Source organism: Candidatus Peregrinibacteria bacterium (assembly GCA_030700255.1).
In the GTDB taxonomy this organism is placed as follows: Bacteria; Patescibacteriota; Gracilibacteria; order UBA1369; family JABINC01; genus JABINC01.
Genome location: JAUYJN010000009.1, coordinates 22,483 through 35,053, shown reverse-complemented (window position 1 = coordinate 35,053; position 12,571 = coordinate 22,483). Strand labels below are relative to the sequence as shown.

Below are 12,571 nucleotides of genomic sequence, written 5' to 3'. Positions count from 1 at the left end.
ATAACTGGCTTCGAATTCCTGTGCCAAAGTATGATAATTCTCGGGAGGCGCGAAGAAAAGTCCGGAAGTCATACAATCAGCTGCCCACGCGTCTCTCGCTACAGCGGCGCACCCGATGATTTTCTCCACCGGCTTTTTTTCTTGTACGTCTACCAAGTGATGCCATTTCCCGAAGCGCCGTCGAAAGCTATCAGACACTGCCACACCTTGATGAGCTAGATTCACGACACTTGCGACCATATCCGGTTTCCCGGGATATTCAACGGCAATCCGCCACGCACTCCCATCCGCCTTCGTTGTTGCTACCATATCTCCGCCGCCATCCACAAGAAAATAATTATATCCAAAACGCTTAACTATCTCAGCTACCCGATCGATGCAATATCCTTTCCCGATACCTCCGAGGTCAAATGCAACCGGACCATCAATTGTCAGTTTTTCACCTCTGAGTGACCACGCTGGAACAAAAAATCTCTCATTTTTCTTGAGAGAATTCAAACCCTGCTTTGCACCATAACCCGCCTCTTCGAGAACGCTCGCCACTGCCGGATCATACGCACCATCAGTCAAGACTCGAAGCTTATCCGCGACGGTAAGCAGAAGAAAAAATTCTTTGGAAAGAACAAAATCGCCAGCCGGCGACTCTCGAAAAGCATTCACCTCGGACTCCGGCAAAAAACGCGAGAAACGGTTTTCGAAGTCCTCCACATATTGAAGAATACTTTCCTTTACCTCATTTCGAAATGGTTTGCCGTCAACGATGACGGACCATTTTGTCCCCAATCCGGTAAAAGAAAATTTTTCCATCATTTACAATTGTGCTTTCAGTTGATCGATGACGCTGTTGAAAGCATTTGTTGTCAACGTCGATTTTGCGACATTATCGATAGCCGAGAGTTCGCTCAACTTCTTCCCCACAATCATAACCGTGGCTTGCTCGTTGAACGCCTTTTTCTTTTCAGGCACTTCATTCGTCTTCGCGTCCAAGGTAGCGACTTCAGTTATGTTCCCTTGTTTGTCGATAGTCAAAACGAAACGCAGTTCGTCTTCCTTGTCCTCTGTCGCCATATATTTGACCGTCGCGCTCACTTTCTTCGCTCCGACCGGAAGCATATCCGTCACCGGTACCTCATTCTCACCTTTGTTCACCTGCAGTACTTTTACCGCGTACCGATAGTAAACGAAAACACTGATTAACACCACCAGCGCGATCAAGGCTGTACTCTTTTTCATTGTAAACATTTTATTTGTGTTTGTATTAAAACGACACCTAAATTATACCACTTTTCAAAAGAATTCAAAGCTCATTGTCAAAAAATCCCCGCAAGAAAACACCCTTCCGGGTGTTTTTTGAGCAAATATCAGGACTTTTGAGAGAGGAGGAAGACAAATGTTCTTTGTCTTCCTCCTCATGTAGTCCGGCCGGAAATAAACACGGCCGTTCTCCGATATTGCGCTGCATATTGCCGTTTGAAGCCAGGGAGGAGAGCCCAAACGAGCACAGCATGCTTCACTACAGCATTCACTAGGGCAAGCCCCGCACCCGCACCTAAGCGTCCGCCTAGAACATCGGAAAGAATACTACAGAGATAGAATCATCTCTCAAGAATCCTGATACAAATTATTAACCTTCTAAAAGAACCGGCCTATCAGGACTTTTGAGAGAGGAGGAAGACAGATATTCATTGTCTTCCTCCTCGTGTAGTCCGGCAAGGTGGTCTTACACCCTGCCGTCCCCCAGCACTTCTCGGCTTGTGAAGGCGTTGGCGCGGCGATTCTGGTCGCGCGCGATTGCCTTGTGGTCACAGCCTACTGAGTGGCTCCTGTGAGAACGGCGTATTAAGCTTGCGCCGAAGAAGCCACATTCCTTAGAGCTTGGGCAAAAACACCAATGCTCTCTGCGAGGACAAAGTGTCAATCGTGTTAGGCAGCGTTCTGAGTCGCCGCAACGAAATGACTGCTCCCCCTTACAGTGCGCTGGAAGGAATACATAGAGATAGAATCATCTCTCAAAAATCCTGATATCAATTGTCAATTCTGGCTAAATCAGAGTATCGCAGGAAAGAGCGAAAAAGTCAATAGGTTAAGCCATTTTTCTGCGATTGACAATAACACAAAATAGTGCTATAATAGGAGGTCAGAATAAGTATTCTGAATTTCGTTCACTAACAACCTGCAAGGAGACAATCCTGAACAAAACGAGTTTGACTTGGTCAGGACTCCTCTTGATCTTCGGTCTCGCCATGGGATGGTATATTACCAACAACATCACCCAGTCGGGAAACGAAGGGCAACAAGCATCCGCAAAAGAATACAACTTTAACGAGTACTGCATCAAAAACAACTTCGAGTGCTCCATCGAAGTCTCAAACTCAACGGAAACGTACACTGTCGTTAGTCCGTGGGTTAAAACGGAAAGCGACGGATGGAAATTTATGCTCGGGTGGCAAGCCAAAGCAAGTTACCTGAAAGACGGAAGTTACAAAGAGATAAGCAGATGGACTGGACCAGCTTTCCATTTCTCCTGGGATGCCGCCAAAACTGTCCGCGACATCGATCTCAAGAAGAGACAACTCTACTAAACAGCACGCCCCGCCTCTCTCCAGAACAAAAGTCTTCGTAATACCGAAGCAAACAAAACCGCCTAGCCCACAAGCTACGCGGTTTTCAATTTATTCAATTCTCTCTAAGTCAAACAAAAAACCGGTTGGCTTGGAAAGCAAAGCCCTCTGAGCCAGGTTTTTCCCGATATGATACACTTATGTATATGAACGAACACGAATTTCCCAAACCCAATCCGTCACCGGAACAGGAACCGAAAGGCCATCCGAGAACAAGTGTGACTGAACTCAATCCGGCGCACGCGGAGCAAGCACCAGAATGGCTGGCAAAATATGCCGACGAACCGGAAGTTGCCCAACTAAGTCCTGAGGAGTGTGAACAAAAAATAAACGAACTTGAAGGATTGCTTACTGCTTTTGAAGCAACTCACCCTATCGCAGAGCTCTATGCTATCACAGACCTCGCTGTCAAAGACGCTCCAAATCATCTAGCGAGAGAGGCCGCAAAGCAAGGCCTTATTCCTATTGTAGTAGCTTTGAATTTTTTGAAAGAGAAAACAAACATCTCACCTGAAGAATACGAAAAACTCAAGGCGCGCTACAAGTATCTCACCCGCGCCGTGGGAATGATCGAAGCAAAAACTGGCAAAATTGATCACGAGCGGTAATCAAATCTTCAACCCTCTTTTCAGATCTTCAACTGTTGTGAACAAGTGAGCATCAATGCCCGCTTTTTGAGCAACTTCGATATTTTCTTCTTCATCATCCCAGAAAGAAACAGTCGCAGGATCCGGATTGCCCAGAGTAGCCATGACTTTCTCCCAATAGAGAGCCTCATGCTTTCGAGCACCAAGGTCACAAGAAAAAAATGCTCCATCAAAATCTTCAGCCAGCCGCATATCACGCAACAAATACTGTGCCCGATTCTTTTCCTGATCAGTTGCAAGGTAACATTTCATTCCCTCCGCTCGGAGATTTTTCACGATTGCAAGAACTGGCTCATTGCGTTTATTCTCCCCCGCCCACCAGTACTCGAGCAGCTCATCCAGAGATCCCTTCCATCCCCACTTTTCCAGAAGATCCTCTTCGCTGAAAACTTCCCGCAATTCTTTCTTCCCAGTCAGACAATCATTGAACTCGTTCTTGAAAAACGGCACGATGATGTCTGAGGAAACGCCGAAGTCTTCTACATATCGCGTGCTAAAGTATTTCTCTCGTGGCGCGACCGCCACCCCATCCGCATCCAATAGTAAGATTTTATTCATGATTCAAAGTATATCACAAACACCAATACCTTTCCTTCGTAGCACGCGAAGTCAAGGCGAGTTACCCACTAGTGGTTTCGGCTAGAATTGGCAGATCTTCGCCTCTCAAAAACCACCATTGGAATGGTGGCGCTTTGACCTACAGCACGATGATACTCTTGGCTTTTAATGAAATAGCTGGACGAGCCACCCAAACAAATTTATGCCGCGCTCTCTTTTAGCGACAAACGCCTTCAAATGACTGTTCTGTCGAGCGAACAAATCAATTTGCTTCTGTAATACAAACTGGACAGCCGGATCGGTTATGAGATTCGCTGCGTCAGTCAGTATCTTCATTCTTTCCTGGTTCGCAACTATTTCAGCCTGTAAAGATTGAATGCTTTTATATTTTGGCCCGATAAGAAATTTTACAAATCCGCTTCTCCCCCTGATTTCATTGACTGCGTTTTCAATTTTTGTTTGAAAACCATCCTGCCCCTGCACATCCATGAGCATTTTTTGCGCAACACCTCCCTCCAACTCCGCTATGGTTTTCAAATTATGCATGAAAGAAGCGACATCCTTTTTATACGATCCAGCCACTGCTTCTCCACCAGCAGCATCAGTATTATTACTACTATTATTTTCTTCGAGAGTCATCTCGAGCAACTTTTCTACTCGTTCTAATTTCTGTTCGGCTGATTCAAGAAAGCTTGCCGCTTCTTGAGGACGAGTGGCCATCATGAGCTCAAATTTGGAGGCCATCACCCTGACTGCGCTAAGAATATTTTTAAATGCTTCCGTAGCAATTCCGCTTGAGGCTACGGCATTTATTTTTAATGCGACATTCCGAATTTTGGAATTGAGCTCACCAATAGTCCCAGCAATCCTTTTCCTCAAATCATTGATTATTTCAGTATTCTTTTCAGTTAATTTTTCATACTCTTCAATCTTTTCTGTTCCTTTGAGCAAATCATCTTTTAAGCGTCTCACGAAAGATCCCATTTGATCAGAATTCCCAGCCAGTACGTTGAATGTATCGAGGAATTTATTGAGTAGAGGATCAACGATGTTATTGGGATATTTTATCGTATGATCTATTTCGCTCCAGCCTTCTTCAAAAATAGTTCTCACTTGTATTTCAGCAATATAAGGATTTCTGCCAGGTCTTGACTGGATGAGGTAATGCACCGATCTATACCCATGGGGATGCAATTCGATATTGCATTTATACTTTTCGTATTCCTCAACACAGAGACCCGCATCTCCTTCTCTAATATACGCTACCGGTTGCTCGTGCAAATCCCAATTATCCTCTATAAATTTATGAATAGACACCCAATCCTCTTTAAAGAGATGAATAGCTCTTATTCCAATTAAATCTGTAATCGAAGATTTATAGTTGTGAATGGTAATCTCGCGATTTGGATCTTTGATTTTCTTTCTTATTATCTTGGCTAAAAGATGATCGGGGTCTTTTATTCTATATCTCACGGAATGGACTGTGTCCAAGGTATGGAGTTTTTCTTCTATATACCTTGCGATAAGATTTAATTCTTTTCTGATTTCTTTATAATCTTTTTTTATAGACTGCAAATCTTCCCACTTTAAATTGGTGGATTCAAAATCCTTCTCCGATATATTGAATAGCGCTAAAAAATTATTCAAATCATCCTTCATCATCATTCAAATTACCGGGATTATATTTTTAATGAGTATGGCAATGGAGTACATCCAATATAACACACATCAACGTAACGCCATAAAGCACCCCATTTGGGTGCTTATCTCTCCGCCCAAGGCGGAAGATTTCGCTTCACCGAAGCTCCACGAAATAATCATACAATGAACGACCTCCTGCGCTCTTTACTGGAACAGTTTTACTGCCCATCCAAAGAGACTGAACTGGCTTTCATTATCGGTGATAAAAGTATCAATCTTTTTGGCTTCTTGTTCTAGAGACTGAATTTGAGTTTCGAGCGCAGTCTTATCCTCTGGGTTTTCCGCTTTGGCTGCCAACCGTGTAAGCTGTGCGATATCATTTCTGGTTTTTACCATCTCACTGCGAAGCGCTCCGACGTTCTTATAATCCGTTCCCAGGAAAAAAGTCTTCAAAGGACTGCGATTTTCGACTGCATTGATTTCCCCTGCCACTGCTTCTTGGGAATCTTTTTGCTGCTGGGCTACCACTTTCACTTGTGCTCCGATGCCTCCTTCTCTGTCAGCTACGGCCAAGAGACTCTGAACAAAACTCGCCACCGCACTGCGATGTGATTCGGCCGTTGCTTGACCTTTGACATTTTTTTCTGTCGCTGGTTGAGTAGTTTCGGCAGCATCACTCGTAGGAATATTCACCTGGCCTTTATTGGCATTTGGGTTTGCCTGTGCGGTTTGTGCCTGCAATGGCTTTTCTGCTGGCTTACCTACATCTGCTGGTTTTTGTGCAGAAACAGGTAATACCAAAACAGCAAAGGCTGCCAGTCCGACAACCGAGAGAAAAATATTCTTTTTCATAGTTTTATGTTAGTTACATTATGGTTGTATTATAACACACACCAAAAAACACCCTATTTAAGGTGTTTCTTGAAACAATAAAGGCTTCTGGAAAAACAAGAAAACCCGTCTTGCGACGAGTTTCCGTGTCTTACAGCAGTAAACGAAGAAATTCCTTTATCTTGGAATACTGTGCGTAGAGTATATGATTCTTACCTGATGAAATTCCCTTCGCGGGGAATCACTCATTGAAGAGCGCTCCATCAGATAATTTGTAATTTAACCCCGTGAAATCCCGCAAGCGGGTGCTCTAAAAGAGCAATTTCACTGGGTAAACAATAATCAAAACCTTTTGTGGTTAGTCCTTTGCGTAAGTCTCTATGTCTGCTTTGGTTTCACTGCTAGTTTTGCTTTCGTCGAAACGTTAGCAAATAGTTGTACAGTGAACGACCCAATGGGTTTAAGAATTTGATGTTGACCATCAACTCTTTTTAACACCTTTATCTCCCTAGAAAGGAGGTGATTCATCCACAGCTTCCGCTACGGATGCCTTGTTACGACTTCACCCTTATTACCAACCTTACCGTCGTCCCCGATTTAACCCGGGGCCTTCTGGTACTGCCGGCTCTCTTGGTGTGACGGGCGATTATCTTCGTAAAACTACGAATTGATGTTCCCATCGTGCCTGCGGATTTCCCGCACACGACGAGCTCTAATGCATTGTCTGCTTGAGCGCGTATATCCTACGCAATCCCGAATCTTTGAAATGATCATTTTTCATAATCATCTTAAAAATCCTGCAAAAAATTACAAAGTCACTTTTCTTTGAACATAACCTCAAAGAATTACTTTTGAAGAATGGAATAATAATGGTTTCCAGATGTTTCCTGTTGGCTACTTCATAACGATAACAATTTTGATGATTGGGACGAGTGTCTTTCTGAAAATACACGTTCCCGCACCCAAAGAATTTCTTGAGTTCATCGAGAATTTTTTTATCTTTCTCGATAAGTTTCAGAAAAAACCGTGGTTCTACTTTTGTTCGTCGTATGACTTGCTTCTTTGAATCAGGATTCTTCACATAGACTGTAAAGCTTCCCTCTCCATCCACAAGACCAACGATGTAATCTGAAGTTATTTTTTCCATATGCATCTGAGTGAGCCCTTCATTCTGATACTCTTATCAGAAGTTACTATAGCTCAGCTGACTTCTTACGCTGCGTAAGTTTCATTATTCAATATTATAACATAATATTGAAACAGCGTGAGATCTCCCGGGGTTATCTATCATTCTGTTCCTGACATTCCAACGAATCGCTCTATTATATCTTCCTTCTGCTCACCGCCTAGGTTCAGAAGTCGATACGATTCTTTCTTGGTTGGACTACCATTCGTTTCCAGGTCCTTCACCGCGTACCTCGCGATACGCGACTACCTTTAAACTACGCTCCGTTTGGGAAACGGAGGAGGAGATTTGAACTCCTTAGATTGATAAACTGCCCGGCGCTTTTATTGTGAGTACAAGATCCGAGAACGCATTCACCGTTGCGTGGCTGATCAACGATTACTAGTGATTCCAGCTTCATGAAGGCGAGTTGCAGCCTTCAATCCGAACTGAGACCGGTTTTAAGGATTGGCTCCATCTTACGATATTGCTACCCTCTGTACCGGCCATTGTATCACGGGTGTCGCCCTAGACATAAGGGCCATGCTGATTTGACGTCATCCATACCTTCCTCCGGTTTGTGACCGGCAGTCTCATTAGAAATATACAACTAATGACATGGGTTGCGCTCGTTTACGGACTTAACCGAACACCTCAAGGCACGAGCTGACGACAACCATGCAGCACCTGTAAAAGAGTTCCAAAAGGCACTTCCCTGTTTCCAAAGAATTCTCAATTATGTCAAGTCTAGGTAAGGTTCCTCGCTTATTATCGAATTAAACCCCATGATCCACCGCTTGTGTGGGCCCCCGTCTATTCCTTTGAGTTTTAATCTTGCGACCGTACTCCCCAGGCGGGATACTTAATGCGTTAGCTTAGGCACTGAAGCGTCAAGCACTCCAACACCGAGTATCCATCGTTTACGGCGTAGACTACGAGGGTATCTAATCCTCTTCGCTACCTACGCTTTCGTCCATGAGCGTCAGTACTTTCCCAGTATGCTGCCTTCGCTTTTGGTGTTCCTCTGTATATCAACGGATTTTACCCCTACACACAGAATTCCACATACCTCTGAAAGACTCTAGTATACCAGTTTTGGATACAGGCCTGGAGTTGAGCCCCAGGATTTAACATCCAACTTAATACACAGCCTGCGGACGCTTTACGCCCAATGATTCCGGATAACGCTTGGACCCTACGTATTACCGCGGCTGCTGGCACGTAGTTAGCCGGTCCTTATTCCTGGGGTACCGTCAGAATTCTTCCCCCAGAAAAGGTCTTTACACCCCTAAGGGCTTCATCAACCACGCGGTGTCGCTCCGTCAGACTTTCGTCCATTGCGGAATATTCCCTACTGCTGCCTCCCGTAGGAGTATGGGCCGTGTCTCAGTCCCATTCTGGCTGGTCATCCTCTCAGACCAGCTACCCGTCATAGGCTTGGTGAGCCATTACCTCACCAACTACCTGATAGGACGCAGGCACCTCTCGCACCGATAAATCTTTACCCTTGCGGGACCATCCGGTATTAATCCACTTTTCAGTGGGCTATCCCTGAGTGCGAGGCAGTTACCAACGTGTTCCTCAGCCGTTCGCCGCTCGTCTTAAAGACGCGCTCGACTTGCATGTATTAGACACACCGCCAGCGTTCATCCTGAGCCAGGATCAAACTCTTCGTATAAAATTAACATTGATTATAAATAATCACAAAGTTTTAAAAAAAACTTCAAAAAAAATAGATGTGAGTAATTTCTCTACTATTTCCTGAATGTAAAAGATCGTTAGCCTCTCCGAACCGTCCCTCAAGCCGTTTTAGTCGCTAGTAGAGACTTTAGTTGGCCATAAAAAAACTTGAGAACACGTCCTTAGAGCAGGGGTATTTTAGCAATGTATTACCCAAAGTCAAACGAATTTACTATTTATTTATAATAAAAATCCATTTAACTAAAGTGAATCACTATATTGCTTCATATAGAGCCGCTGCTCCTTATAACTTAAACCCTTATCATTTGCCTCTTCAAGCTTCGCTTCTATTAAATCAATAACTCTTTTTATTTCACCAAAAATCAATTCAGGACTAGGCTGTGATACATATAATTTTTCAAACGATAACAAATACCACATTTCAGGCTGATTACTTTTAAGTAATGCTGAAATATTTTTGGCTTTATCAGGGCATTTATCCTTTAAATTATCTCTTGTTTTTCTACCAAATATAAATGCCTGATGGCCTGCTACCAATGGATACACCTCTTTGAGTAACTCTTTACTTGCTTGCTCATCGCACTTAGCATCTGTTTCATATAGCCTTGCCATTAACTCTCTTACACTACTTGAAGCTTTAGAAGTGGCGACCGCCCCATCACCTACATCATCAGCCATAACCTCCGGCACACCGGACAAACTTAATATCATTGCTCCCACCATTGCTAAACCTCTAGGCTTCATGAATTTTGGATTATTTGAAAGAAGTATTACAGATCCACGCAATATGTAAAGCTTTCTTGATCAAAGAACAACCATATAACGCCTAAGTCAAGCAGAATACATCTCAAAGCTCCTAATTTTCCAGTATAATGAAATGGAAATATTTCACATAAAAATAAAAACTATGCAAGATATGGGAAACACACATGGACTTACAAGTATGCACAAGCCGGTTAGGAACACAGTACTTGTACCGACAGTTATTGAAAAACGACATGATGGAGAGCGCGCATACGATATATATTCTCGCTTATTAAAGGATCGTGTGATTTTCCTTGGTTCAGGAATTGATTCAGATGTTGCAAATAGTATTGTGGCGCAGCTTCTTTTCCTAGAAAAAGAAGATCCAAAAAAAGATATTATAATGTATATACAAAGTCCGGGCGGCCATGTGACTGCAGGGCTTGCTATATATGATACAATGCAACACATCAAACCGGATGTTTCTACAGTATGTGTAGGTATGGCCGCTTCTATGGGAGCTATCCTTCTTACCGGTGGTGCAAAAGGTAAAAGATTCTGCCTACCTCATGCAGAGGTTATGATTCACCAACCACTTGGTGGAACAGAAGGACAAGCTTCAGATATTAGTATTCATGCAGAACACATCCTAAAGACTAAGGGTATTCTAAACGGAATTCTTGCGAAGCATTCAGGTCAGAAAAAAGAACAAGTCGAAAAGGACACTGATCGTGATAACTATATGAGTGCCGAACAAGCCCTCAAATACGGACTCATCGATCATGTGATTAAAACAATGTAGTTTTACGCTTTGTTCTTCTCATATGAATGCCACATGCTTTGAAATAAACCACCCGCTTTAACGAGCGTACCAAAATCGCCTTTTTCTATAAGTTTGCCTTTTTCAAAGACATATAAAATATCGAACATTTTGAGTAAATTAAGACGGTGCACGGATGCGATGATGCACCTATCATCAAAAACTTCGAATAAATTTTTGTAAATTTGAATTTCGTTCCTGGAATCCACACTGCTCGTCGGCTCATCCATAAGTATTATTTGACTTTCCTTTGCGGCGAATATACCACGCGCCAATGCTAATCTTTGTTTTTCGCCTCCGGATAAATTCACACCTTTTTCCTTTATATCCGTTTTTAAACCCTTTGGCAGTCTCGGCAAAACACTATCAAACCGAGCAAGTCTGCATACTTCCGCAAGCTCCTCATTCGTATGATGAATCCCTGCGGTTATATTGTATTTTATCGTATTCTCAAAAATCTCAGGCTCCTGCGGAATCAACGTCACCGTATCCGATATCACTTTAAGTGAATTAAATTTATTACCATCTATATCAACTATCACCCTACCCGCCTCCTCAAGTCCACGAATCAATGTCATGAGCGTACTTTTCCCGCTCCCGCTCTCCCCGACAAATGCGATTTTAAGACCTTTCTCAAGATCCACATTAACAGCATTCAGTGTATGTTTAAGATGTTTTTGGTCTTCATACTTAAAATGCAAATTCTTAATTTGAATTTTGTGCCAATCCCCAAGCTCGAAGTTTTCCAAAAATTTCTTATTAAGTTTTGCGTACGCCTTTTTAATCACATTCACTGTTTTGATATCTGTATTTCTCCAAACAAGTTGTTCATACTGCCACCCAAGCCGATAAAACGTATCCGAAAATCGCTCGGTATATTGAAAAAGCGCCATAAGACTTCCCACCATCACCGCTTCACCAGCTGAAACACGCTCATATATATAAGTGAATAAAATGATAAATGTCATAGCTGCCAGCCCCATATTCATCGCAAACCATTTCACTTCGTTTACACGAATGTTTTTACGCCAAATCGGAAAAATACTCTGAATTTTGCCTATGGTTTCGTTTTTTGCCAATTTCTCAAGTCTTAAAGTAATAACTGTCGTGATGTTTGTTATATAATCAAAAAATGTAGATTCAAATATATGTGTTTTTTCATTGGTTTTATCCAAAGTTGCCACCAGAAATTTATCGAATTTAAAAATCATAAGAACTATAGAAACACCAATACCCAATGCCAGGAATCCAAATTTTGGCAAAAGGAAAAAGATAGCTCCGAGTGAAAGGAATACACGCACGATTGTAGCTATATTATCAAAATTGTTGTTTGTAAATTCTTTTAATGCATCAGATGCTTTCCTTATACGACTTATAGTATTGCCGGAATGATGATCTTTGTGCCATTTCAAAGGTAATTTCGATATGATGTCGAACATATCTTCATTGAAATTTTTAACTATATAAAACGCAACCGTACGCTCCATCACTCGAGCCGGCCCGTGGAATAACCAAAACCAAAAATCAAGTGACGCATAGAGCAAAAGCAACCATGTAACTCTCATCATCATGCCATCTCCTCCGATTTGAATTTGATTCAAAACACGTGACAATACATATGGTGCAGTCATAAATATGAAGTTTGATATCACGAACATAACGTACGTAAGCACCATTTTTTTGCGGTACCCATATGCGTACTTCCATGAAGTTTTTAAAAGATTTCCGTAATGATTTTCCATAAAGTTTTAATTTCGTAAAGACATTAGAGCATTTTTCCACACCATTGTCCAGCCACTCCCTGGTAATCACTCACTGAGGAGTGGGCGTATGTCGGGACCTA

General features: G+C 42.6%; 11 protein-coding genes and 1 rRNA gene. 3 read left to right on the top strand and 9 right to left on the bottom strand.

What is annotated here, in order from left to right; all coding sequences use genetic code 11:
* Positions 1–807, bottom strand: an 807-nt coding sequence (locus Q8P68_01395) for an FAD:protein FMN transferase (protein MDP4007823.1), incomplete at its 3' end; no start/stop codon positions are given.
* Between the two features lie 3 nt (positions 808–810).
* Positions 811–1,233, bottom strand: coding sequence for an FMN-binding protein (locus tag Q8P68_01390; protein ID MDP4007822.1), 423 nt, complete (start codon positions 1,231–1,233; stop codon positions 811–813).
* A gap of 971 nt (positions 1,234–2,204) precedes the next feature.
* Between Q8P68_01390 and Q8P68_01385 the strand changes: the two genes are divergently transcribed.
* Both Q8P68_01385 and Q8P68_01380 read left to right on the top strand, forming a co-directional pair.
* Positions 2,205–2,582 carry a hypothetical protein gene (locus tag Q8P68_01385; GenBank protein ID MDP4007821.1) on the top strand — a complete coding sequence of 126 codons (378 nt, stop codon included), beginning with the start codon at positions 2,205–2,207 and terminating at the stop codon, positions 2,580–2,582.
* 185 nt (positions 2,583–2,767) lie between these two features.
* Positions 2,768–3,229, top strand: coding sequence for a hypothetical protein (locus Q8P68_01380; protein MDP4007820.1), 462 nt, complete (start codon positions 2,768–2,770; stop codon positions 3,227–3,229).
* Here Q8P68_01380 and Q8P68_01375 read toward each other — a convergent pair whose 3' ends face one another.
* The 6 genes from Q8P68_01375 to Q8P68_01350 all read right to left on the bottom strand — a co-directional run bounded on the left by Q8P68_01375 (position 3,230) and on the right by Q8P68_01350 (position 9,908).
* Positions 3,230–3,826, bottom strand: coding sequence for an HAD hydrolase-like protein (locus Q8P68_01375; protein ID MDP4007819.1), 597 nt, complete (start codon positions 3,824–3,826; stop codon positions 3,230–3,232).
* Positions 3,827–3,991: 165 nt separating this feature from the next.
* Positions 3,992–5,401: a RelA/SpoT domain-containing protein gene (locus Q8P68_01370; protein MDP4007818.1), complete on the bottom strand. Its 1,410-nt coding sequence runs from the start codon at positions 5,399–5,401 to the stop codon at positions 3,992–3,994.
* A gap of 270 nt (positions 5,402–5,671) precedes the next feature.
* Positions 5,672–6,319 carry a hypothetical protein gene (locus Q8P68_01365; protein MDP4007817.1) on the bottom strand — a complete coding sequence of 216 codons (648 nt, stop codon included), beginning with the start codon at positions 6,317–6,319 and terminating at the stop codon, positions 5,672–5,674.
* 691 nt (positions 6,320–7,010) lie between these two features.
* Positions 7,011–7,445, bottom strand: coding sequence for an LAGLIDADG family homing endonuclease (locus Q8P68_01360; GenBank protein ID MDP4007816.1), 435 nt, complete (start codon positions 7,443–7,445; stop codon positions 7,011–7,013).
* Positions 7,446–7,692: 247 nt separating this feature from the next.
* Positions 7,693–9,141, bottom strand: a 16S ribosomal RNA gene (locus Q8P68_01355).
* 263 nt (positions 9,142–9,404) lie between these two features.
* On the bottom strand, positions 9,405–9,908 hold the full coding sequence (locus Q8P68_01350; GenBank protein MDP4007815.1) for a hypothetical protein: 504 nt from the start codon (positions 9,906–9,908) through the stop codon (positions 9,405–9,407).
* Between the two features lie 172 nt (positions 9,909–10,080).
* Between Q8P68_01350 and clpP the strand changes: the two genes are divergently transcribed.
* Positions 10,081–10,710: an ATP-dependent Clp endopeptidase proteolytic subunit ClpP gene (gene clpP / locus Q8P68_01345; protein ID MDP4007814.1), complete on the top strand. Its 630-nt coding sequence runs from the start codon at positions 10,081–10,083 to the stop codon at positions 10,708–10,710.
* A gap of 2 nt (positions 10,711–10,712) precedes the next feature.
* Here the strand turns inward: clpP and Q8P68_01340 are convergent, their stop codons facing one another.
* A complete protein-coding gene (locus tag Q8P68_01340; protein ID MDP4007813.1) occupies positions 10,713–12,470 on the bottom strand; it encodes an ABC transporter ATP-binding protein in 1,758 nt (585 codons plus the stop codon).
* Positions 12,471–12,571 lie beyond the last annotated feature (101 nt).

Excerpts from the sequence above, each read along its gene's own strand:
- Q8P68_01360 (MDP4007816.1), bottom strand. The coding sequence starts at position 7,445 with ATGGAAAAAATAACTTCAGATTACATCGTTGGTCTTGTGGATGGAGAG.
- Q8P68_01390 (MDP4007822.1), bottom strand. The coding sequence starts at position 1,233 with ATGAAAAAGAGTACAGCCTTGATCGCGCTGGTGGTGTTAATCAGTGTT.
- Q8P68_01340 (MDP4007813.1), bottom strand. The coding sequence starts at position 12,470 with ATGGAAAATCATTACGGAAATCTTTTAAAAACTTCATGGAAGTACGCA.
- Q8P68_01350 (MDP4007815.1), bottom strand. The coding sequence starts at position 9,908 with ATGAAGCCTAGAGGTTTAGCAATGGTGGGAGCAATGATATTAAGTTTG.
- clpP (MDP4007814.1), top strand. The coding sequence starts at position 10,081 with ATGGGAAACACACATGGACTTACAAGTATGCACAAGCCGGTTAGGAAC.
- Q8P68_01365 (MDP4007817.1), bottom strand. The coding sequence starts at position 6,319 with ATGAAAAAGAATATTTTTCTCTCGGTTGTCGGACTGGCAGCCTTTGCT.
- Q8P68_01375 (MDP4007819.1), bottom strand. The coding sequence starts at position 3,826 with ATGAATAAAATCTTACTATTGGATGCGGATGGGGTGGCGGTCGCGCCA.
- Q8P68_01380 (MDP4007820.1), top strand. The coding sequence starts at position 2,768 with ATGAACGAACACGAATTTCCCAAACCCAATCCGTCACCGGAACAGGAA.